Source organism: Aquamicrobium zhengzhouense (assembly GCF_016124105.1).
In the GTDB taxonomy this organism is placed as follows: Bacteria; Pseudomonadota; Alphaproteobacteria; order Rhizobiales; family Rhizobiaceae; genus Aerobium; species Aerobium zhengzhouense.
The window spans coordinates 563,223-585,138 of sequence record NZ_JADGMQ010000001.1; the positions used below are offsets into that span (position 1 = coordinate 563,223).

A 21,916-nucleotide genomic window follows, 5' to 3' on the forward strand; every position below is an offset into this window, starting at 1 on the left:
GCCCCGTCAGGTACGGTCGCGGAACTTGTTTGTGATCGGATAGCGTCGATCGCGTCCGAAATTCTTTTTCGTGATCTTCACGCCCGGGGCGGCCTGCCGTCTTTTATACTCTGCAATGTAGAGCAGATGTTCGATCCTGTGCACCAAGTCTCGATCATGTCCCCGCGCGACAATATCATCGACGGACATCTCTCCTTCTACGAGGCATTCGAGAATTTCATCAAGGACCGGATAGGGCGGGAGCGAATCCTGATCGGTCTGGCCGGGGCGCAATTCCGCTGATGGCGGCTTGTCGATAATGTTCTGCGGTATGACTATCCCTCCACCACCGAGCGCTCCGGCCGGAAGGTTTTCATTGCGCCACCGCGAAAGCGCGTAGACCTGCATCTTGTAGAGGTCCTTGATCGGGTTGAAGCCCCCGTTCATGTCACCGTAGAGCGTCGCGTAACCAACCGACATTTCGCTCTTGTTACCGGTCGTGACCACCATCGAGCCAAACTTGTTCGAGATAGCCATCAGGATCGTGCCACGGGCACGGCTCTGAAGGTTCTCTTCCGTGATCCCTTCATCCGTTCCCTCGAAGGTATCAGCGAGCGCCGACATGAAACCATCGACCGGCGCGAAGATTGGTACGATATCGTAGCGGACTCCAAGCGCGTTTGCGCAGTCCTGCGCATCTTTCAGGGACTCATCTGACGTGTAGCGATAGGGCATCATCACGCATCGGACCCGCTCTGCACCCAATGCGTCAACCGCAAGCGCGGCACAGATTGCCGAGTCGAGCCCGCCGGAAAGCCCCAGAACCACATTCTTGAAGCCGTTTTTGTTCACGTAGTCTCGCAGACCCAACATGCAGGCGCGGTAGTCCGCCTCCTCAGTCTCGGGGGTCGAAACTACGCTTCCCGGGACGCAGCGCCAGCCGTCGTCGCCGCGCTCCCACCTCGTCAACTCGCAGCCGCTCTCAAATTCCGGCATTTGTAAAGCGAGTGTGTGGTCGGCGTTCAACGCGAATGATGCACCATCAAAAACCAGCTCGTCCTGTCCTCCAACCATGTTGGCGTAGAGGATTGGCAGACCCGTCTCGATCACCTGCTTCAGAACAATCTGGTGGCGAACGTCCAGTTTGCCGCGATGGTATGGAGAACCGTTGGCTACCAGAAGTATCTCGGCGCCGCTCTCGGCCAGCGTCTCGCAGACACCGTGCTCACCCCAGACGTCCTCGCAAATGGGCAGCCCGATGCGCACGCCCCGGAAATTGACAGGTCCCGGTATATCCGGACCCGCAACGAATACGCGCTTTTCATCAAACTCCCCGTAATTAGGGAGGTCGATCTTGTGGCGCTCCGCAACGATCTTTCCACCGTCTAGGACCATGATCGAATTGTGCAGGCCACTCCTGCGGCGCACCGGCGTGCCGATAATGACGCCGGGGCCACCGTCAGCGGTTTCCGCCGCCAGTTCCTCAACTGCCCGCTCACAAGCGCTTGCGAAAGCAGGCTTGATCACCAAATCTTCGGGTGGATAGCCCGCGATGAAAAGCTCAGTGAAAAGTACGAGGTCGGCACCTTTTGATGCCGCCTCTGCTCTTGCCTGCCGCGCGAGAGCAAGATTGCCAGCAATATCGCCGACGATGGGGTTCAATTGCGCAACCGCAATTACCAGACTGTCAGGAGCACTATTGGTCATGCCCAAGCGTGTAGCGCGGCGCTGGCGATGCGGCAATGCCAATCGCGATCATCAGCCGCGTCGATGTAAAAACCTGACGCAGCTAATGAGAAGCTAGGTTAGGGCTCTCAGTGGAAGAGATACGAGTCCCACGCAAAGAAGCCGTACTGCTTTGACGAATGTGCACGCTCGATCCGCGGCTGATCTCCACCAGCCCCATAAGCGAAAAAGATCGGCATCAAGTGCTCGTCCGTCGGGTGGTTTTCTGCCGGAAAAGGCGCTCGGTTCTTCCAATCCAGGATTGCGTCACGATCATTCTCGGCGAAGCGGTCTGCGAACCAGAGCGTGAATGCGTTCACCTTCTCCATCAGGGCGGGATCCGGAGCAGCGCTGCCACGCATGACCGGGAACAGAGCGCGCAGGTTGTGCGTGATATGCCCCGACCCAATCAGAAGAATTCCTTCGTCGCGCAAAGGCGCAAGCGCCTTGCCCAAAGCGTAGTGCCAGTGAGCATCACGGTCCGGATCAACGGATACCTGCACAACCGGAATATTTGCCTCAGGAAAAGCGAGCTTGAGGGGGGTCCAGGTTCCATGATCGAAGCCACGCTTCTCAACCGCCGAAGCAGGGATGCCTGCATCGTTCAGCATCTGCAGCACGCGCCCCGCGAGTTTGGGCTCGCCAGGTGCCGGGTACACCATTTCGTATAGCTCAGGGGCAAAGCCGCCGAAATCGTAAATCATCCCCGGATTGGGATCTGTCACGACCGTAGCACCCTGTGCCTCAAAGTGTGCCGAGACAATCACGATGGCTTTGGGTGCCGGAACTAGGCCTGAGATACCTTCAAGGTAATGACGAGCCGGAGTGTCGTCGATGACGATGTTCGGACCACCGTGTGAGATAAACAGACTGGGCATTGTCGACATGGCGTGACTCCTTTCCTCCAATATAAGCAGGAGGCAAGCAGACGTCAGAGCACGAGTCCGCGACACATCGTTCGCTTTTACTGAACAGAAATTTCAGGAACGTTCAACAAAAAAGGCGCGATCACTCGCGCCTTTTTCCGGAAATTGCACTCGTCAGGCGCTGATCGCCTTGGCCGGCTGGTCAGACTTTCCCTTCTTGAGAAGGTCTGCGACCAGAAATGCGAGCTCAACCGCCTGGTCTGCATTCAGACGCGGGTCGCAGTGTGTGTGGTAGCGGTCCGCCAGTTCATCGTCACGGATTGCGCGGGCTCCACCCGTGCACTCGGTCACGTTCTTGCCAGTCATTTCGACATGGATGCCGCCGGGATGCGAGCCTTCAGCGTGATGGACATCGAAGAACGACTGCACCTCGCCGAGGATGCGATCAAATGGGCGGGTCTTGTAGCCGGCGGCAGTGATCGTATTTCCGTGCATCGGATCACACGACCAGACCACCTTTCGACCTTCCTTCTGCACAGCTCGTACCAGCTTCGGCAGATGATCGCCGACCTTCTCGGCACCAAAGCGCGCGATGAGCGTCAGACGGCCCGGTTCATTTTCCGGGTTCAGAAGGTCAATCAGCTGCAGCAATCCGTCAGGGGTCAACGAAGGACCGCACTTCAGGCCTAACGGGTTCTTGATGCCACGGCAATATTCAATGTGCGCATGGTCCGGCTGGCGAGTACGATCACCGATCCAGATCATGTGGCCGGAAGTCGCGTACCAATCGCCCGAAGTGGAGTCGATGCGGGTCAGCGCTTCTTCGTACCCAAGCAGCAACGCTTCGTGGCTCGTGTAGAAATCCGTCTCGCGCAGAGCCGGATTGCTCTCGGCAGAAATTCCCACCGCCCGCATGAAGTCGATGGTTTCGCTGATGCGATTGGCCAGTGCGCCGTACCGTTCGGCCTGCGGGCTGTCGGCAACAAACCCGAGCATCCACTTGTGAACGTTCTCAAGATTGGCGTATCCGCCCTGCGCGAATGCGCGAAGCAGATTCAGCGTCGCTGCCGATTGGCGGTAGGCCATTTCCTGACGCGCAGGATCCGGCATACGCGACTTTTCATCGAACTCGATGCCGTTGATGATGTCGCCACGGTAGCTAGGCAACGTCATGTCGCCCTTGGTCTCGGTATCCGAAGAGCGCGGCTTCGCGAACTGTCCAGCGATACGGCCAACCTTCACGACCGGCTGCGCACCGGCATATGTGAGGACCACCGCCATCTGTAGAAAGACGCGAAAAAAGTCGCGGATATTATCTGCGCCGTGCTCGGCGAAGCTTTCGGCGCAATCGCCGCCCTGCAGAAGGAAGGAGTCGCCGTTCGCGACTGCTGCAAGCTGTTTCTTCAGCTTGCGCGCCTCACCTGCAAATACAAGCGGCGGATAAGTCGAAAGCTGACGCTCCGTCTCGGCGAGCGCCGCAGCGTCCGGAAATGCCGGAACCTGGCTGATCGGCTTGCTTCTCCAAGAATTCGGGGACCATTTTGTAGTCATGTCTGCATCCAAAACCGCAACCGGGCACGTCGCGCCCGCACCATTCCCTAGTTAATCTCGGGACGCGGCTCCAATACACCAGACGAGACTGCTCGACCAGCCCTAGCTGCCCCTAGGCTAGCCGACGCGTTCTCCTTTTCGCACCAGATAGCTTGGCTGGTACATCGTCACCAATTCTTCCGCGGCGCTCGGATGCACAGCCATGGTCGCGTCAAAATCGTCCTTCGTGAGCTTGGCCTTGACGGCAATACCCAACAACTGCGCCATTTCTCCCGCGTCGACCCCCAAAATATGGGCGCCCAACACCCGCCGGGAAGCCGCATCCACGACGAGCTTCATGATCATCTTTTCCTGCCGGCCCGACAGCGTGTGACGCATCGGTCGGAATTCCGCCCGGTAAATTTCAAGTGTATCGTACTGTTTTGCAGCTTCGTCTTCGCTCAGTCCGACAGTCCCAATCTCCGGCTGCGAGAACACGGCGGTTGGAATAGTCCCGTGATCGGGTGACGTCGGCTTGTTCCGATAGACGGTATCGATGAAGCACATCGCCTCGTGGATTGCGACCGGCGTGAGCTGCACGCGATTGGTCACGTCGCCAAGAGCGTAGATACTTTCGACGTTGGTGCTGGAATAATCATCAACCAGGATTTCTCCCAGGGATCCAGTCTCAACCCCTGCCTTCTCCAGTCCCAGGCCTTCCGTGTTCGGTGTCCGGCCAACCGCAAGCATGACGGCGTCTACGACCTTAGATCCGCCGCCTGTCAGATTGACTTCCAACCCACCGTCATCGCGTTTCGTGATCCCGGTCGATGACGTCTGGGTTAGGACGGTGATACCCTTGTCGACCATGGCTTTATGCAACCCACGGCGCATGTCCATGTCAAAACGGCCCAAAATTTCGAGCCCGCGATACATAAGCGTCGTCTCGACGCCCAGGCCGTGGAAAATGTTGGCAAATTCGACGGCAATATATCCACCACCCGCGATCAGAATCGACTTCGGCAACTCGTCGAGGTGAAAGGCTTCGTCCGACGTGATGGCGTATTCACTGCCGGGAAGCGCATGATGCGGGTTAGGCCGTCCACCGGTCGCGATCAGAATGTGCCGTGCGGTGACCGTGCGGTCCTCGCTGACGATGCGGATGGTGTTCGGCCCCTCAAGGACCGCTCTGCTTTCGATCAACTGCGCGCCAGCGTTTTCAAGCCCGCGGCGGTACAGCCCCTCAAGGCGAGCAATTTCATGATCCTTGTTGGCGAGAAGCGTCTTCCAGTCGAAGCTCGTCTCGCCAACCGTCCAACCGTATCCGGCCGCATCCTCAAAATGCTCCGGAAACTGCGAGGCATAGACGAAGAGTTTCTTCGGCACGCAGCCACGAATGACGCACGTCCCTCCAAAACGGTATTCCTCGGCAATCGCAACGCGCTTGCCGAGCGAGGCCGCCACGCGGGCGGCTCGCACACCCCCGGAACCGCCGCCGATTACAAACAGGTCAAAGTCGAAATCGGACATGCTATTCCGGTCCTGGCTAGAGATTATTGCTGAGCCGGCGCGGCTTCGCCTTCAGCGTTGGCGTTGGAGTCAAAGCGCTTCTGGAGTTCAGCCGCGACCTGCTGTGCAAGATCCCGTGCAACACCATTCTGCCAGATCTCGGCCGCGCGGTAGACTTCCCGCATGACGATTGCCCCATCGGAGATGAGCTTCTTGCCGGTCTCGGACTCGTAAAAGGCCGCGATCTCATTGAGTTGCGCTTCCGAAAACACCCGGGCGTAAGCAAGGCCCGCTTCCCGCTCGAGGTCGCCACGGCGGGCAGCAAGCGAAAGTGCGGTCTGATCCACCACCGAAATGATGTCCGCCTGCATGTCAGGGTTCTTCTGGATCAGCTCGGTCTTCAGCGCCTGCGCAGCCTGCGGCAGGATCACGTCGAATTCAGCCGTGGCGCCAAGAGCCGAAATGGCTGTGCGAGCAGCCGAGAGATGGCTGTCGGAAATATCCTGCGCGAAGCTTGGCTGCGAAACAGCCAACAGTGCGAGCGCACCTGCAAGCGCACCTAGACGGCGGGAACCTTTGACGATTTTCATGATGGAGGTAACTCCCTTTGAGTTCATGCGACGGCGCGAACCGTTCTTACTCCGTGTCCGGCTTCGGCAACGACTGCCGCGTCCGCCAGTCCCAAAAACAGACCATGCTCAACCACACCCGGTATTGCGTGCAGTGCATCGGACAGCGCTCTTGTGTCGGGAATGCGGCCAAAAGATGCGTCAATGATCAGATGCCCACCGTCTGTAACAAACGGTTTCCCGTTCGTCATCCGGATTTCGAGCGGGCCCTCGAGGCCTAGATCTGCGGCGACCTTTGCAATCGCGATCTTCGTCGCACCAAGTCCGAATTCGTTCACCTCGATCGGCAGCGGAAACTTTCCGAGAGTATCGACCAGTTTTGACGCGTCTGCGATGACGAGCATCTTCTCTGATGCAGCTGCAACGATCTTCTCGCGCAGCAGCGCGCCACCGCCGCCCTTGATCAGGCCGAGCTGCGGATCGATCTCGTCGGCGCCGTCGATCGTCAGATCAAGCTCCGGGGTTTCCTCCAGCGTCGAGAGCGGCACTCCGAGCTCGGTGCAGAGCGCCGCCGTACGCTCAGACGTCGGGACGCCGATGATGCTCAACCCGTCGGCGACCTTGACCGCAAGGAGGCGTACGAATTCTTCAGCGGTAGAGCCTGTCCCGATGCCCAGGCGCATGCCATCTTCAACATGCTCCAAAGCAACCCGAGCGGCCTCGATCTTCAACTGCTTGGCGTCCATTGGTAGGTCCCGTCAACGTCAACTTTGGCCCGGTCCTATCAGCTTTGTCGCGTCGGGCAAGTACAAACGCTGGGCTGGCTTCAGACTTGCTCCCCCGATGCCACCGGGCTATCGCAGATTTCCCGGCAACCCAAGGGGATCATTTTCATGACCAAACCCATCGTCGTCTTCGATCTTGACGGCACTCTCGTAGATACCGCACCAGACCTCCTGGACAGCCTCAATCATTGCCTTGAATTGTCCGGGCTGAAGAAGGCTGAGCCCGAGGAACTGCGCCGGTTTGTGGGGATGGGCGGACGCGTAATGATCGAGCGCGCATTCGCATCGCAAAACGCAACGCTGCTGGAGGAGCAGCTTGACGAATTGCAGGCAGCGTTTCTGAAGCACTATGGCGGCAACATGCCTGGGAAATCGGCGCCCTACCCCGGTGTACTGGACGCCATCGCCCGGTTCGAAGCCGCCGGATACATCTGCGCTGTCTGCACGAACAAATATGAAGCGCTCGCCAAGACACTGATCGAACGACTTGAGCTGACCAGCTTGTTCAAAGTCATCTGCGGTGCTGAGACCTTCCCCTTCCGCAAGCCTGATCCGCGCCACCTTACTGAAACAATAGCACTGGCTGGTGGTGACCCTACCCGGGCATTGATGGTTGGCGATTCTCGCACCGACATTGACACCGCAAAGGCAGCCGGGATCCCGGTCGTTGCAGTCGATTTCGGCTACACCGACCGGCATGTCAGCGAGTTCGAGCCGTCGCGAGTAATTTCTCACTTCGATGAACTCACAGTCGAATTGGCCGAGTCGCTGATCGCACAGACAGTTGGCTGATCCGGCATTCAGCAACTTGCATACGCCCGAAATAGCATCGTATGCACCATGACATTGGATGAAGGCGCAGCAATGCGCCGGGGGGAGCATCTGAATTGAACCGCAATCTTTACGACGCACTTCTGGGGCAGTGCCACCAGGATTCCACTCTCATCAAGGAGAATGGCGGCAGCGCAATCACCTACGGCGAGTTCATTGCTGAGATTTCGCGGCTCGGCGGAGCACTGATCGAAGCTGGACTTCAGCCAGGAGACCGCGTGGCAGTCCAGGTTGAGAAATCGGTCCGTGCTCTCGCACTGTATCTGGCAACGGTGAAGGCCGGCGGCATTTTCCTGCCATTAAATACCGCCTACACGCCTGCAGAGATCGAATATTTTCTCACGGACGCCGAGCCGGTAATATTCATTTGCGACCCGAGCAAGCAGGCCGCGCTTTCTCCGATCGCCGCTCAGGTCAATGCGAAGATACTGACACTGGACGGTAACGGCGATGGAAGCCTCACCGAGGCGTCTCTTAAGGCATCGCCGCTGGTCGAGGCCTCCAGCCGGGGTGGAAAAGACGTCGCCGCAATTCTTTACACGTCGGGTACCACCGGCCGATCCAAGGGCGCGATGCTGAGCCATAACAATCTGCTGTCGAACGCTCTTACCTTGGTCGACTACTGGCGTTTTTCATCGCCCGATACACTGATCCATGCGCTGCCGATATTCCACACCCATGGGCTGTTCGTTGCAACCAACGTGGTTCTCGCCTCGGGCGCATCGATGATCTTCCAGCAGAGATTCGACCCGGCGCAGATTCTGCAGTCGATGCCGGATGCGACTGTTCTGATGGGGGTACCGACGTTCTATACCAGGCTCCTGCAGAGTGATGGGCTGACCCGCGAAGCCACGCAGCACATGAGACTTTTTGTATCCGGTTCGGCACCGCTACTCGCAGAAACGCACCGCGAGTGGGAAGAGCGGACAGGACATGCGATCCTCGAACGCTATGGCATGACCGAAACCAACATGAACACGTCCAACCCATATCACGGACGTCGTATCGCAGGAACGGTGGGATACCCCCTGCCCGGCGTGGAGATACGGGTGACAAATCCCGAGACAGGCGCCCTTCTTGCGAGCGGCGAAATCGGGATGATCGAGGTTCGTGGGCCGAACGTCTTCCAAGGCTATTGGCGCATGCCGGAGAAGACTGCTGCAGAACTTCGCACCGATGGCTTCTTCATAACCGGTGACCTCGGCAGAGTAGACCAGGACGGATATGTCCACATTGTCGGTCGCGGCAAGGACCTGATCATCACCGGGGGCTACAATGTCTATCCCAAGGAACTCGAGTCCGAAATTGATGCCCTGGACGGTGTCCATGAAAGCGCAGCAGTCGGCGTGCCGCATCCCGATTTTGGCGAAGGAATTGTGGCGGTAGTTGTTCGCGAGCCAGGCGCAAGCATCGCCGAAAGCGACATCCTTGAGGCTTTGACCCAGCGGCTCGCAAGCTACAAGCGCCCGAAGAAGCTGATCTTCCTCGAAGAGCTTCCACGCAACACGATGGGCAAGGTTCAGAAGAACGTCCTCAGGGAGCAATATAAGGACTCATTTCGGATCGAGTGAGGCCCATTATGAATGCGGCATGAGCTGCCACCCATCGTGCATACTAAACGCACATGTTTGCATGCGAAGCGGCCATGCCGCCTTGGGAGGAGAGGTTCATGCTGCATCAGACTACGCCGGATCAGACCGGCCCGGCAGTCAAGGTTCACAACCCGGTTGGCTACCCACCCAAGGTAAGCCGGAAAAGCCCTGCCGCCCGCAGCGGACCCCTTGATGGCAAGGTAGTTTACCTGGTCGACAGCCGGTTTGACGATTCGGTCGAGCTATTGAAGGAAGTCGAGGCTTGGTTTGGGCGCAATATGCCCTCGGTAGAGGTGCGTCTCCGGCAAATGGCAAGCACCTATGCCAAGGACGATCCTCAGCTATGGGAAGAGATAAAGGCTGAAGGGCACGCGGCAATCATCGGCGTCGGCCATTGCTCCACATGTGCGCCAGCCGTAACCACCCATGCGATCACGCTGGAAACGAAATACGGCGTTCCCACCGCAGCGATCCACACCGAAAAGTTCGACAAGGTTGTCAGGTCCGTCGCAAAGATGGGCGGCCTGCCTCAGCAACCTCTGATCTTTGTGCCCCAACCCGTCATGGGCAAGACGCCTGAAGAGCTGCGCCAATACGTCGAGGGTAACGATCCGATCTCAGGCCAACCGGTGATGCAACAGATCATCACTGCGCTCACGCAGGGCTTATCTGTGCCGGCGGAGGAAACGCAGTTTGATCGCAGCACCCCGCGTTTCGTTGAACCTGATACGGAGGACGCGCTCCACACTTACTTCCTGCGGCAGAATTGGACAGACAAGCTGCCGATCGTGCTGCCAACGGAAAAGCGCGTCCAGGAGATGCTGGCCGCGACAAGCCGCAAGCCCGATGAAGTCGTGGGGCATATGCAGCCAACGACCAATCGCGGCCTTTGGGAATACACGGTCGAGAAGGTGGCGGTAAACGCGGTGATGGCCGGCGCGTCGCCGGATTACTTCCCAGTGATCCTGGCGATTGCCCATGCGCAAATTTCCGCCCGCGGGTCGACATCCAGCTCCGCCTCAGCGATGGCGGTGGTGAACGGGCCCATTCGGCACGAAATCGACATGAACTGCGGCGTTGGAGCGCTGGGGCCCTACAACCATGCAAACGCAACGATCGGTCGTGCGTTTGGTCTTCTGTCGCAAAATCTGCAGGGTGGCTCAGTTCCTGGCGAAACCTTCATGGGTTCTCTGGGGAATGGCTACACCTACAACAATCTAACTTTCGCCGAAAATGAGGAGCGAAGCCCGTGGGAGCCGCTGCATGTCCAAAAGGGCTTTGATGCAGGGGCCAGCACGGTAAGCCTCTTCCACGGATGTCGCTCGACCACGTTCAGCCTCGGGCTGCGCAAGGAACATTGGCAAGAGCATGTGCGCGACATGCTGCTTGGAACCGATGCGATCACGGCGCCGGTTCTCGTTCTCGATCCCATCTGTGCCCGTCAGTTCGTGGACCGGGGCGGCTTCGTGAAAAAGCAGGAGCTGCTTCATTTCATCCATGAGATCGCGCAGATGCCCGCAGGTCGCTACTGGAATCTCCAGCTTGTCCAAAACTACATCTACCCACGAGCGACATTTGGCGAAGAGCCGCTGGCGACCAAGCTCAAGGCTGCACCCGACGAGATGATCCACATCTTCCAGGAGAAGGACATCAACGTGGTCGTCGTGGGCGGCGAATCAAACGGCTATTGGCAGATCTACGGCGCGCATTATCGAACGACCGTATCTGTCGACGAGTGGCGCTGAACATGGATCACGACGTCGTCATCATCGGGGCCGGAATTGCCGGCCTCAACGCCGCTGTTACTGCAGCCAGATATGGACTGGATACGCTGGTCATCGACAAGCTTGGCGCAGGCGGCCAGGTTATCAATGTCGACCGCATCGAGAATTTCCCCGGCCCTGCGGAAGGGATGTCCGGCTTCGAACTGGGCCCAGCCCTGCAGATGCAGGCGGACGAGGCTGGGGCAGAATTTGCCCTCGACAGCGTTGAGAAGCTGGAAAAAATCGAGGGTGGCTTTCGCATAATTGGGAGCGAACTGAACCTCACTGCAAGTGCGGTCATCATAGCCGCCGGTTCGTCCCGCCGAAAACTTGGGGTTCCTGGCGAGGCTGAATTTGAAGGCCGGGGTGTTTCCCATTGCGCGTCCTGTGATGGTCCCCTGCTCCGCGGCAAAAGCGTCTGTGTCGTAGGTGGCGGTGACTCGGCTCTGGATGAAGCATTGGCGCTCTCTGCTCATGCCGAGCAGGTCCGCATTGTCCATCGTGGCGAACGTCCGACTGCACGACACTCGCTCGTTGAATCCTGCAGGGCCACTGCAAACATCGAGTTCATACCGGCGCGCACAGTCGAGCGGATAAACGGTGATGATGGTGGCGTGACGTCTGTCACACTGCTTGATCGCAATGCAGACACTGGGTCGGAACTGCCCTGCCATGCAGTGTTCGTCTATGTGGGGCTTGAACCCAATGTCGACTTCCTTCCGGACGGAATAGAATTGGCTCCCGATGGGCGAATTTCGGTGGACCTGACGATGGAAAGTTCGCTGTCGGGCGTATTTGCAGCCGGAGACGTTCGCAGCCAATCCGTCGCGCATCTCGCCGCATCCGCCGGCGATGGGGTCACCGCGGCGATCTATGCGGCGAGGTACCTCAAGACGATCAAGGTGTCCCCTTCCGCAAGTAGCTAGACTGGAAACCAAGACATGAATGTCGGCGTAAAGGCACCCAAGCCGAGCAAAACCATCGTGCGCGATGCGATCGAGCAGGATATCGTCACCGGCTTCTACGTGCCTGGAGAACGCCTGGACGAAGCGACCCTGACGCAACGCCATCAAGTGTCGCGCACGCCCGTTCGGGAAGCCCTGATCCAGCTCAGCACCATGGGGCTGGTGAAGATCGTCCCGAACCGGGGCGCGTATGTGAATCAACTGACCATCACCGAACTTGTCGAAATGTTCGAAGTGATGGGAGAGCTTGAAGCTATGTGCGCGCGTCTTGCCGCGCGCCGCATTCATTCTGAGCAGCTTGTTCGGCTCGGCGAAGCGCAGGAAGAGTGCCGTCGCGCCCAGAAGCAAGGCAACTCCGACGAATATTATTACGCAAACGAGAAGTTCCACCAAACGATCTACGCGGCCAGTGGCAACGCATTCCTTGCCGAGCAGGCGAACGCGCTTCAACTTCGTCTGAAGCCTTACCGTCGCCTGCAGCTGCGGGTACCCGGGCGGATCGCGCGCTCCCTGTCTGAGCACGATGCGGTGCTGGATGCGATCCGCAGCCACGACCCTGCGCGTGCCCATCAGGCAATGTGCAGGCACGTCGTGATACAGGGCGAATTCTTCAGCGACTTCCTCGCTGCGATTCGCCCCTTGGATCATCAGATTCCGGCTGGCTGAGACAGGTTAGAAGCCTCCCACTTTCTTCCCGCGACATCGGCGTCGATGATCGCGTCATTCGTTTAGAGATTCGCGAAATGTATGAAATCGTCACGCTTATGCTGCCGATCCTGCTGCTGATCGGCCTTGGCTTGTTCGCCGTCAAATCCCGGATGATTAATCCCGGGCACATTGAGGGTATTGCCTCGTTCGTCCTGAATTTTGCCTTGCCCGCGGTGCTTCTGTCTGCGCTTGCAAAGCAGGACATCTCCAAATCGTTCAACCTCGGCTATGTGCTTGCATATGGCACGGGTTCGCTCGTGGCATTCTTCGGGGTCCTCGCCGTACTGCGCTTTTGGCTGAAGCGGCCCATGGATCGTGCTAGCATGGGCGCGTTCGGCGCATCCATGTCGAACAGCGGCTTCATCGCCTTCCCGGTCACGAGCATCGTCTTCGGCGAGATTGCCCTTCTGGCAATCCCCCTCTCGATGCTCATCGAGAACGTTCTAATCATGCCGCTGACCTTCATGCTCATTGAATGGGCCAACAGCGGAAAGGATTCCGCTCTTTCGGTGCTGCGCCAGACGGCTTCGCGGCTCGTACGCATGCCCTTGCTGCTGGCAATCGCCTGCGGACTGACGATGGCGTTGCTGGAGCTGAGTTTCCCCGCTCCGATCGTCAAGTCGCTGGACATGCTGGCGGCTGCATCAGCGCCAGCAGCCCTCTTTGTCGTAGGAGGTGTGATCGCTACCTTGCGGCCAACCGACCTTCAGATCGACATCGTGCCCGTCGTGCTAGGAAAGATGTTGCTGCATCCAGTTGCGGTCTTCGCGGCCTTTCTCGTCATCCCCGGCGTACCCGCCCAGCTTGCTGCTGTTGGCGTCGTCATTTCGGCGGTGTCCATGGTGACGATTTATCCAATCTTGAGTCGCCGGGTCGGGATGGAAGGTAGCGCCGCAGCGTCCCTTGTCATTGCCACTGCACTCTGCCTGATCACGCTTCCCTTCGTCCTTGCGATGGTCGCAAGCTGATAGCAAGAACAGACCCAGTAAGAAAAATGGGCGGTCGGACCGCCCATTTTTTTGGCCTATAGCTTGAGCCAACTCCAGTCGATGAAGGATGATGGTTCGAATGGAGTATGAAGCATACGGTGATACAGGAAATACATCAGCACCGCGATCGCGCCGGTGTAGAGGGTCACCGCCACGAAGCGGTACCGGCCCCAGAAGACCAGGTAAAGCGCGGTGAAGGCGATGATCGCCGCCACCTGCCCGAGCACGGGAATGAAGGCGATCGCGGCAGCGAATGTCAGCAGCGCCAAGATCTCTTTTTTCTGCTCGGAGAAGAGTTCTGCGATGGCATGACCAATGTTGAGAGACCTCGCTGTCAGTTCGGCCGACTGGACCGCGTACAGCTTCCTGTCTTTCCACAACACAGCCAGTGCGAGCGGCACACCTACACCGCAAATCACCATCGGGAACAGGCTGCTGAGGAAGGTCCAGTTTCGCGCCGCTACGAAGCCGTATCCGAACATGCCCGCCGCACAGAGCGCCAGTGCAACCGAGATGTAGATCGCAGCAACCGACTTGCTCGACGCCTCGATCTCTGTGGTGTTTTCGTTCTTCAACACTGAGCGAATGGCGACATAGGCGACCACCACAAGCACGAGAACCAGGCCGATGATCGTCGGGCGTGTTATGACGTTCATGAAGGTGGAGCTCTGTGCTGTGATGGTGAGCGCCTCCTCCATGACCGGCCCGAGTACGAAACCAAGCAGCAACGGTGGGCGCGGCCAGCCAGCAAGCTTCATCAGGTAGCCAACTACGCCAGCCGCCAGGAAGATTAGCAACGTCGACATGGCCGGCGAAACCAGCCAGGCACCCATGATCAGGAAGGTAATGACTGCCGGAACGATCAGGTGGCCGTCGATGTAGGCGGCTTTGGTCACCTGCTTCGACCAGGCCATCATAGCGATGGCACCAAGAATATTGGCGATGATGATCGCCCAGATCATCGAGAAGGTGATGTCGAGGTGTGTCGTCAGCATGTCACGACCCGGCACAAAGCCATGGATCGTCAACGCGCCAAGGAAGATTGCCATCGCGCCGCTTCCGGGGATGCCAAATGAGATCGTGGGGATCAATGAGCCGCCTAGAACCGCATTGTTAGCTGACTCCGGCGCGATCACACCACGGATATCGCCCTTGCCGAAATTCTCCTTGTCCTTCGACGACTGAACTACGTGTCCATAGGCCAGCCAGTCGACGACCGAGGCCCCCAGCCCCGGCAGGATGCCGATATAGGTGCCAAGCATCGAGCAACGCAGCGCGATCCAGCGATGTTTGATCGCTTCGCGCACGCCGGCCATGATAGAATCGCCCTCGGCCTTCCCGACGTTTCCGTCAACATTGGCGATGGAAGTACCTCTGCCAGCGAGCGCCATCATTTCCGGTATGCCAAACAGCCCGATCACGACCGGCACCAGGGGCAAACCGTCGAGGAGGAAGTCATAGCCGAACCAATATCGAGGCGTTGAACTCGTGACCGGGTAGCCGACCTGGGACAGAAGCAACCCCACTGCGGCAGCTGCCACGCCCTTCGAAATGGCATTGCCAGAGACAGCTCCGACCATAAACAGGCCGACGAGAGCGAGCACGAAGAACTCCGGAGAGCCGAATGCAAGCACGAGCCAAATCAAAATAGGCAGGCTTGCCGCCATCACCAGCGCACCAACAACGCCGCCTGCAGCAGAAACCGTAAAAGCAGCCCCGAGCGCGGTCTGCGCGAGCCCCTTCTTGGCCATAGGGTGACCGTCAAGGATGGTCGCCTGCGCGGCGACCGACCCTGGAATACCGAGCATGACGGATGCGATCGTGTCGCTTGTCTGCCCAACTGCGAGGATACCGAGCAACATTGCCAGCGCTGCTGCAGGCTCCATGCCGAATGTGAACGGCAACAGGACGATCATGCCCGTTATGCCACCAAGCCCCGGGATGATGCCAAGGAAGAGGCCGAAGACAACACCTGCAAGCAGATAAAAAACGCTCGGCCATTGAAGAATGAGACCGAGCCCCGCGACCAGTTCGGCGAACATGTTGCTACCTCAAAATTTCAGGCTTCGCGCTGCAAAAAGGAAGGCGGGCAGCTCGAAGCCGCCCGCCGGATCGCTCGCAAAGAGCTTAGCGCTCCATCTTGTTCAGATAGCCGCGCATCGTCTCCTTGAGGGCCTCGTCTGTACGAGCCACTTCGTCGACGACGTCCATGATCTCCGGAAAGGTTGTCACAGCGGGCTTCTGTCCGAAGATTTTTTCCGCCTTCTCCAGGAACTCCGGATCGGTCACCGCCTGCGCGAACGATTCTCGCAGCATCGACAGATGCTCTTCGGGCGTGTTCGGCGGAGCCACCACCAGCCAGTTGACACGGTCGCCAATTCCCCCGTGAAACTTTATGACATCCCACGCCGGGCCGGTAGGCTCCTTGCCCATCACGCGGCGGTAGTAGGCGTCGAAGGTTTCGAGGCCTTCCATGAACGGATCCTCCGTCAGGCCACTGCCGTCAGCCTTTGGTGGCGAGAAGTAGAAGAGACCCAAGGACTCACCGTCCTTGATCATCGTGTCCTTGAGCGTCCGATTGTAGATAACCCCTGTTGCCGGATAACCCTCCAGCTCGCCGCGCTGAAGGGCCGCCTGCAACGGGCCGTCACCTCCGAAACCGGAAACGAACTGGTACTCGATGCCGAGCAGATCCATCGCCGCGGCCGTACGCATCGATGCCGCGCTCAGCGCGGTGAAGCCACCGAAGGTAAACTTGTCGACCTTTTCGACAAACTCGTCATTGGTGGTGATGCCGCCGCCGACATTGGTGCTGACATGGACAAAGAAGTGGGCCCCGCCCACTCCCCCGATGACGCCGAAATCCTTGAACGGGATCTGAAGCTCTTCAGGGTCCAGAACACGCGTAGAACCGCTCCAGGCAACCCAGCCAAGCGTGCGGCCGTCCGGACGTGCATTCATAACGTGTCGGATACCGCGTGCCAGGGCACCACCCTCGACTGACTGCACCACGATCGTCGGGTTGCCAGCCATGGTCTTCATCCACGCCTCGGCTGCCACCTGTGCGCCCAGTCCGGTCGAGCCGCCCGGAGCAGCGTTGTGGACAAGCGTCACCGTCTGGCCTGAGAGATCGATGACCTGCGCATCGGCAGGCTTTGCACCAATCATTGCGATTGCCGCGGCACCGGCCAGGCACGCAGTACGGAAACCTGATTTCAGACTCATATAAATCCTCCCAATGAGTATGTGCCCGATGCTCCTCGGCATCGGAGGCTTTGTGACGGGCCTCGAGAGCATGCGAGCTCGATCGCATCCTGAACGCTGTGGCGAATTCCTCCCGAAAAGCAGACTGCTGCCTGCCGCTGGCGCCTCCCGATCCAGCTACCTAATATGTATACAAGAAAGTGCCGACGATGGCGGAACTTGCCGTTACGACATCAGCCTGCATGCAATCATGGGGTCTATCAAGCGCGTTTTGGCGATCCACGCATTCATTCTGAGGCAAAATCTATAAGCGCGCCGCCTTGGACCCGGTCGACGTCAGCGGCGGCTGGCCGAGCGTATACAGCGCTTCGCGCGAGCCCCACCACCATGGAGGCTAAATGAAGAAAACGTCGGAGAGATTTTTCGAAGGTCCGAGAGCATCTTGATTCCACATTTTTAGCCCGCCGATTCTGCCCGAAATCTTCAGAGCGGCCTGTTCGAGGTCTCGCGAGTGTCCAGCCTGGATAAATCGGAGAAATAATTGGACGAAAGGCCGATATTTTTTCGCTCCTGCCGGCGCACGTATCGACTAAGTATTCCCTGCCGGTGGTTTCACTTACGGCACCACGTCACTCCTCCTCTCGCCCTCCTGAACCTCGTGGACCAAATATTGGTCACCCCCGGCACTGTCCGCTTATCTTCTGCAATACCGTCACCGCCCAATCTGGGGTTGCGTCTTGGGATATTTTTTGGCGACGACATGCGCTCAACCTTCTTTTCACTCGTGTCTTACCTCCCCGCTTCAGGACCGCTCGCACCTTTCCTCCCCCAGAGCGCGTGCCCGGAAAACAAAAATCGAGAATTTTCGTTTTTCGTGCTGGACATGCGGAAAATCAGCATCTATACCCCGCCTCACTTGCAGCGGACCTCTCCGGTTCGCAGCGCCCCGGCGGGTGATTAGCTCAGTTGGTAGAGCAGCTGACTCTTAATCAGCGGGTCGTAGGTTCGATCCCTACATCACCCACCATTTTTCCTTTTCCGCTGATAAATTCATATTTTCACTTCAGGCGCATAGCGCGATGAACTGCCATCGCCGCGAGGATTCGCTGGCATCGCGACAATTGGCGCGGGCGATTTGTGGCGCGTTGGGGCGTTGCAGACCGTCCAGCCAGTACGAGTGGCGATGAGGCCGCGGCAGACCTCGACCCACCTCTTTTACGAACAGGTCAGCGAATATTGACCAGATCGAGCAGCGACCTCCCCAGGAGGCTGTCTCCATCAGCCAGCGCCAGAACGACATTCATGTGATTGGTCTCGGGCATTCTGAGAAGCTCCGCATGCTGCCCATTCGCGTGGAGCTTCTGTTCGAAAGCAGATGCTTGCTCCACAAAGGGACGGGTTTCGTCGCCACCATAGGCGATGACACGGTTCGGCCCACTCAGTTGCTCACAAAGCAATGGCGACCAACCGGCAGCCTCTTGGTGGGTCATCTGCGCTTCGGCTCTCAGGAAGCTGTCGGGAATACCGGACAGGTCGTATATCCCGCTTAACAGCAGCAGCCCCTTTACCGAGGGCAATGTAGGTGCTGCCTCCTCGGCGCCTCTTGCAGCAAGAAACGACGTCAGATGGGCTCCGGCGGAGTGGCCGCTGACGGTGAGGCGGGTGGGGTCGGCACCGAATGAAGCTGCGTTGTCCTGCAGCCAGAGGACTGCACGCCGGACCTGATCGATCAGCACCGGCAGACGCTGGCCGGGCATCAGGTCGTATTCGACCAGGGCCACGATGGCGCCAACAGACAGAGGCGTTTCGGCGACAAAGCGATAATCCGCCTTGTCACCCGAACGCCAGTAGCCGCCATGGACGAAGACGTGCAGCGGCGCGCCATTGGCCACATTGTCGGGGAAGAGAAGATCAAGCGTTTCGCGCGGGCGGTCGCCGTAGGCAACGTCGGTACGCATTATTGTGCGCGCCGAGAGGCCTCGGCTTCGCGCGGTGAACTCGGCAGCAATCGCGTCAAAGTCGTCGACGAAATCGCGGATCAGATATGGATCCTGTCCCTTCATTATCCCCTCCCCGGATGTGCAGGCGGCTTTAGCCTAACGCCTAAAACTCGACGGCGTAATATTTTGCTTCCATGAATTCGAGGATGCCGGTGACGCCACCCTCGCGACCCAATCCGCTCTGCTTGACCCCGCCGAATGGCGCTGCGGGGTCCGACATCAGGCCGCGGTTGATGCCAAGCATGCCGGTCTCGATACGCTTGCCGACGCGCATAGCGCGCTTGAGGTCCTGCGAGTAGATATAGGCTGCAAGGCCATATTCGGTGTTGTTGGCGAGCTTGACGGCTTCGTCTTCGGTCTCGAACTTGTAGACCGGTGCGACAGGCCCAAAAATTTCTTCATGGGCAATGGAGGCGTCGACCGGCACGTTGTCGAGCACGGTTGGCGGGTAATAATAGCCAGAGCCCGGCAGCGGCGCGCCGCCGGTTTGAACGCGTGCGCCGCGCTCCACGGCGTCGCTGACAAGCTGATCGATCTTCTGGACCGCCTTCTTGGTGATCATCGGGCCGCACTGGGTCGCGGGCTCAGTGCCCGGACCGATCTTCAGCGTTGCCATGCGCTCGGTGAGGCCGGCGACAAAAGCATCGTGAATGCCAGACTGGACATAGAAGCGATTGGCTGCAGTGCAAGCTTCGCCGGCATTGCGCATCTTGGCGACCATGGCCCCGTCAAGTGCAGCATTGAGGTCTGCGTCATCGAAGACGATGAAGGGCGCATTGCCGCCAAGCTCCATCGAGCAGCTGACGACGCTCTTGGCAGCTTCAGCTAGGAGCACGCGGCCAACGCCGGTCGAGCCAGTAAACGAGAGTTTGCGCACGCGTGGGTCTGCGAGCATCAAGCTGGTGACCCCACCTGGATTGGTGGTCGTGATGACGTTGACGACGCCGGCCGGAACGCCAGCCTCTTCACCCAGACGCGCCATGGCGTACGCGGTCAGAGGCGTTTCGGATGCGGGCTTGAGGATGACGGTGCAGCCGGCGGCAAGCGCTGGTCCGATCTTGCGGGTCGCCATCGCGGCTGGAAAATTCCACGGGGTGATCAAAACGGCGATGCCGATGGGTTCGTGATCGACCAGAATGTTGTGCGAGCCAGATGGCGTGTGGCGATGCTCGCCCGGAATGCGGGCTGCCTCTTCCGAATACCAGCGGAAGAATTCGGCAGCATACGCCACTTCACCGCGCGCATCGGTCAGCGCCTTGCCATTTTCGAGCGAGATGAGGTGCGCAAGCTCGTCTGCATGGCGCGTCATCAACTCGAACCAGCGACGCAAGATTTCGGCGCGCTGGCGCGCTGGCGTTGCGCGCCATCCAGCGGCAGCCTGCTCTGCGGCATCGACCGCGCGCATGGCATCCGACACATCAGCATCGGCAACCTCGACAAGGACGTCCCCTGTTGCAGGATCAATGACGGGAATGCCGGTGCCCTGCTCCCAGCGCCCGCCGATATAAAGACCATGCGCGTGCAGCGTGGGATCAGCGTAGTTGGAAATGCTGCGTTCGATGTTCATTTTCTAACCTCCGGTCTCAGTCGATCAGGCTGACATCGCCGGTATAGGCGGCGTCGAGCAGGCGGCGCATGTCGGCCAATGGCAAAGGGCGCGGGTTGTTCTGGATCAGGCGGGCGATGCCGCAGCTCTGCTCGGCGGTCCAGTCAAGGCGATCTTCAGCAAGGCCGAGATCACGCAGATTCGCCGGAATGCCGATACGCGCGAAGAGTGCGGCTATCTCGGGGATCAACGAATCTGCGGAGACGCCAACGGCTGCCGCGATTTCAGCGATTTCCGGTTCGATCGACGGACTATTCCAGCGCATTACATAGGGCATCAGGCAAGCGACACCGGCTCCGTGCGCGGTGTGGGTCAGAGCACCGACGGGATACTGGATCGCGTGGGCAGCGGCTGTGCCAGCAACACCAAAGGCGAGGCCCGCCATGGTCGCGCCCATCATCACCTTTTCGCGGGCGGCCACGTTGGAGCCGTCCTTGCAGGCAAGCTCCAGACCTTCCCAAAGCAGCACGATAGCGCGCAGGCCAAAGTGATCGGAGAAATCGTTCTTGCCGACGAAGACCCGGTCCTGCGCGATGCCGGGCAGAGGCTCGCGGCGGATCGCCGTATAGGCCTCGATGGCGTGGGTCATGGCGTCAGCACCCGCGATCGCAGTGAGACCTGGCGGGCATGTTACGGTCAGATCCGGATCGCATATCGCCACGGTGGGAATGATGTAAGGGCTCGAAACGCCAACTTTCAGCATGCGCTCAGAGTCGGACAGAACAGCGACGGGCGTCACTTCCGATCCCGTCCCTGCAGTTGTCGGCACCGCGATAATCGGCATGACCGGACCCGGCACGTTGTACTCGCCGTAATAGTCTTGCGGGCGGCCGCCGTGGGTCAAAAGCACGGCAACGCATTTTGCTATGTCGAGGCATGAACCGCCGCCAACGCCGATGACGAGATCCGGGCCGAAGTCCCGTGCCGCATCAGCACAAACTGTCGCGGTAGAAACAGGAACATCCGGAAGGGTTGACGCATCAACTTGGCAACTAACCCCCGAAGCCGTGAGATCAGCGATCATCGATCGAAAATCCGGGTCAGCAGCAAGGCGCGCGTCCGTGACGACCAGCGCTTTCTTCCCAAGCCGCGCTGCTGCCCGCCCCAGCGATTGCCTCTGTCCAACTCCGAAGATCAGCTCACGGGGTGCCCGGATCGTTCCGAAATAACCCATCATATTCCTCCTCCCTCAGCGGCTTGTCACCAAACGGCTTGGGCAGTCCGCAGATCGCGCCCTCCGCTAGCCCACCGCATTTTTGATCCCATATGAAATCATATACGATATTCTATTTGAC

General features: G+C 58.9%; 17 protein-coding genes and 1 tRNA gene. 7 read left to right on the top strand and 11 right to left on the bottom strand.

Annotated elements, in window-relative coordinates; genetic code table 11:
- Nucleotides 1-6: 6 nt before the first annotated feature.
- The 6 genes from IOD40_RS02700 to rpiA form a co-directional block, all read right to left on the bottom strand.
- Nucleotides 7-1,686 (bottom strand): NAD+ synthase, encoded by a 1,680-nt coding sequence (locus IOD40_RS02700; RefSeq protein WP_198473998.1) that lies wholly within the window; start codon nucleotides 1,684-1,686, stop codon nucleotides 7-9.
- Between the two features lie 107 nt (nucleotides 1,687-1,793).
- A complete protein-coding gene (locus IOD40_RS02705; RefSeq protein WP_198474000.1) occupies nucleotides 1,794-2,591 on the bottom strand; it encodes a DODA-type extradiol aromatic ring-opening family dioxygenase in 798 nt (265 codons plus the stop codon).
- Nucleotides 2,592-2,744: 153 nt separating this feature from the next.
- Nucleotides 2,745-4,121: a class II 3-deoxy-7-phosphoheptulonate synthase gene (locus IOD40_RS02710; RefSeq protein WP_198474002.1), complete on the bottom strand. Its 1,377-nt coding sequence runs from the start codon at nucleotides 4,119-4,121 to the stop codon at nucleotides 2,745-2,747.
- A gap of 117 nt (nucleotides 4,122-4,238) precedes the next feature.
- Entirely contained in the window at nucleotides 4,239-5,630 is a 1,392-nt protein-coding gene (gene gor / locus IOD40_RS02715; protein WP_198474004.1) for a glutathione-disulfide reductase, read from the bottom strand.
- 23 nt (nucleotides 5,631-5,653) lie between these two features.
- The gene (locus IOD40_RS02720; RefSeq protein WP_198474006.1) at nucleotides 5,654-6,199 is read right to left on the bottom strand and encodes a DUF2059 domain-containing protein; all 546 of its coding nucleotides are present in this window, start codon (nucleotides 6,197-6,199) and stop codon (nucleotides 5,654-5,656) included.
- Between the two features lie 23 nt (nucleotides 6,200-6,222).
- Nucleotides 6,223-6,924, bottom strand: a complete 702-nt coding sequence (gene rpiA / locus IOD40_RS02725; protein ID WP_198474008.1) for a ribose-5-phosphate isomerase RpiA — start codon at nucleotides 6,922-6,924, stop codon at nucleotides 6,223-6,225.
- 147 nt (nucleotides 6,925-7,071) lie between these two features.
- On the opposite strand from rpiA, the gene IOD40_RS02730 reads away from it, so the two are divergent.
- From IOD40_RS02730 to IOD40_RS02755, 6 genes are all read left to right on the top strand, one after another.
- Nucleotides 7,072-7,755 carry a phosphoglycolate phosphatase gene (locus IOD40_RS02730; protein WP_198474010.1) on the top strand — a complete coding sequence of 228 codons (684 nt, stop codon included), beginning with the start codon at nucleotides 7,072-7,074 and terminating at the stop codon, nucleotides 7,753-7,755.
- Between the two features lie 95 nt (nucleotides 7,756-7,850).
- Entirely contained in the window at nucleotides 7,851-9,365 is a 1,515-nt protein-coding gene (locus IOD40_RS02735; protein WP_198474012.1) for a malonate--CoA ligase, read from the top strand.
- A 98-nt stretch (nucleotides 9,366-9,463) separates the two neighbouring features.
- Nucleotides 9,464-11,131, top strand: coding sequence for a UGSC family (seleno)protein (locus IOD40_RS02740; RefSeq protein WP_198474014.1), 1,668 nt, complete (start codon nucleotides 9,464-9,466; stop codon nucleotides 11,129-11,131).
- A 2-nt stretch (nucleotides 11,132-11,133) separates the two neighbouring features.
- Complete coding sequence (locus tag IOD40_RS02745; protein WP_198474015.1) at nucleotides 11,134-12,075, top strand: NAD(P)/FAD-dependent oxidoreductase; 942 nt, start codon at nucleotides 11,134-11,136, stop codon at nucleotides 12,073-12,075.
- A gap of 15 nt (nucleotides 12,076-12,090) precedes the next feature.
- Entirely contained in the window at nucleotides 12,091-12,780 is a 690-nt protein-coding gene (locus IOD40_RS02750; protein ID WP_198474017.1) for a GntR family transcriptional regulator, read from the top strand.
- Between the two features lie 77 nt (nucleotides 12,781-12,857).
- Entirely contained in the window at nucleotides 12,858-13,790 is a 933-nt protein-coding gene (locus tag IOD40_RS02755) for an AEC family transporter (protein WP_198474019.1), read from the top strand.
- 56 nt (nucleotides 13,791-13,846) lie between these two features.
- Here the strand turns inward: IOD40_RS02755 and IOD40_RS02760 are convergent, their stop codons facing one another.
- Both IOD40_RS02760 and IOD40_RS02765 read right to left on the bottom strand, forming a co-directional pair.
- On the bottom strand, nucleotides 13,847-15,853 hold the full coding sequence (locus IOD40_RS02760; RefSeq protein WP_198474021.1) for a tripartite tricarboxylate transporter permease: 2,007 nt from the start codon (nucleotides 15,851-15,853) through the stop codon (nucleotides 13,847-13,849).
- Nucleotides 15,854-15,938: 85 nt separating this feature from the next.
- A complete protein-coding gene (locus IOD40_RS02765) occupies nucleotides 15,939-17,036 on the bottom strand; it encodes a type 2 periplasmic-binding domain-containing protein (RefSeq protein ID WP_198474023.1) in 1,098 nt (365 codons plus the stop codon).
- 930 nt (nucleotides 17,037-17,966) lie between these two features.
- Here IOD40_RS02765 and IOD40_RS02770 point away from each other — a divergent pair.
- Nucleotides 17,967-18,042, top strand: a tRNA-Lys gene (locus tag IOD40_RS02770).
- A gap of 199 nt (nucleotides 18,043-18,241) precedes the next feature.
- Here the strand turns inward: IOD40_RS02770 and IOD40_RS02775 are convergent.
- The 3 genes from IOD40_RS02775 to IOD40_RS02785 are packed head-to-tail and all read right to left on the bottom strand — an operon-like array spanning nucleotide 18,242 to nucleotide 21,795.
- Complete coding sequence (locus tag IOD40_RS02775; protein ID WP_198474025.1) at nucleotides 18,242-19,078, bottom strand: alpha/beta hydrolase; 837 nt, start codon at nucleotides 19,076-19,078, stop codon at nucleotides 18,242-18,244.
- 40 nt (nucleotides 19,079-19,118) lie between these two features.
- Entirely contained in the window at nucleotides 19,119-20,582 is a 1,464-nt protein-coding gene (locus tag IOD40_RS02780; protein ID WP_198474027.1) for an NAD-dependent succinate-semialdehyde dehydrogenase, read from the bottom strand.
- A 16-nt stretch (nucleotides 20,583-20,598) separates the two neighbouring features.
- On the bottom strand, nucleotides 20,599-21,795 hold the full coding sequence (locus IOD40_RS02785; RefSeq protein WP_198474257.1) for an iron-containing alcohol dehydrogenase: 1,197 nt from the start codon (nucleotides 21,793-21,795) through the stop codon (nucleotides 20,599-20,601).
- Between the last annotated feature and the right edge of the window lie 121 nt (nucleotides 21,796-21,916).

What these genes read in the sequence shown, in the direction of transcription:
- IOD40_RS02700 (WP_198473998.1), bottom strand. Translation starts at nt 1,686, where the DNA reads ATGACCAATAGTGCTCCTGACAGTCTGGTAATTGCGGTTGCGCAATTG.
- IOD40_RS02705 (WP_198474000.1), bottom strand. Translation starts at nt 2,591, where the DNA reads ATGTCGACAATGCCCAGTCTGTTTATCTCACACGGTGGTCCGAACATC.
- IOD40_RS02710 (WP_198474002.1), bottom strand. Translation starts at nt 4,121, where the DNA reads ATGACTACAAAATGGTCCCCGAATTCTTGGAGAAGCAAGCCGATCAGC.
- gor (WP_198474004.1), bottom strand. Translation starts at nt 5,630, where the DNA reads ATGTCCGATTTCGACTTTGACCTGTTTGTAATCGGCGGCGGTTCCGGG.
- IOD40_RS02720 (WP_198474006.1), bottom strand. Translation starts at nt 6,199, where the DNA reads ATGAAAATCGTCAAAGGTTCCCGCCGTCTAGGTGCGCTTGCAGGTGCG.
- rpiA (WP_198474008.1), bottom strand. Translation starts at nt 6,924, where the DNA reads ATGGACGCCAAGCAGTTGAAGATCGAGGCCGCTCGGGTTGCTTTGGAG.
- IOD40_RS02730 (WP_198474010.1), top strand. Translation starts at nt 7,072, where the DNA reads ATGACCAAACCCATCGTCGTCTTCGATCTTGACGGCACTCTCGTAGAT.
- IOD40_RS02740 (WP_198474014.1), top strand. Translation starts at nt 9,464, where the DNA reads ATGCTGCATCAGACTACGCCGGATCAGACCGGCCCGGCAGTCAAGGTT.
- IOD40_RS02745 (WP_198474015.1), top strand. Translation starts at nt 11,134, where the DNA reads ATGGATCACGACGTCGTCATCATCGGGGCCGGAATTGCCGGCCTCAAC.
- IOD40_RS02750 (WP_198474017.1), top strand. Translation starts at nt 12,091, where the DNA reads ATGAATGTCGGCGTAAAGGCACCCAAGCCGAGCAAAACCATCGTGCGC.
- IOD40_RS02755 (WP_198474019.1), top strand. Translation starts at nt 12,858, where the DNA reads ATGTATGAAATCGTCACGCTTATGCTGCCGATCCTGCTGCTGATCGGC.
- IOD40_RS02760 (WP_198474021.1), bottom strand. Translation starts at nt 15,853, where the DNA reads ATGTTCGCCGAACTGGTCGCGGGGCTCGGTCTCATTCTTCAATGGCCG.
- IOD40_RS02765 (WP_198474023.1), bottom strand. Translation starts at nt 17,036, where the DNA reads ATGAGTCTGAAATCAGGTTTCCGTACTGCGTGCCTGGCCGGTGCCGCG.
- IOD40_RS02775 (WP_198474025.1), bottom strand. Translation starts at nt 19,078, where the DNA reads ATGAAGGGACAGGATCCATATCTGATCCGCGATTTCGTCGACGACTTT.
- IOD40_RS02780 (WP_198474027.1), bottom strand. Translation starts at nt 20,582, where the DNA reads ATGAACATCGAACGCAGCATTTCCAACTACGCTGATCCCACGCTGCAC.
- IOD40_RS02785 (WP_198474257.1), bottom strand. Translation starts at nt 21,795, where the DNA reads ATGGGTTATTTCGGAACGATCCGGGCACCCCGTGAGCTGATCTTCGGA.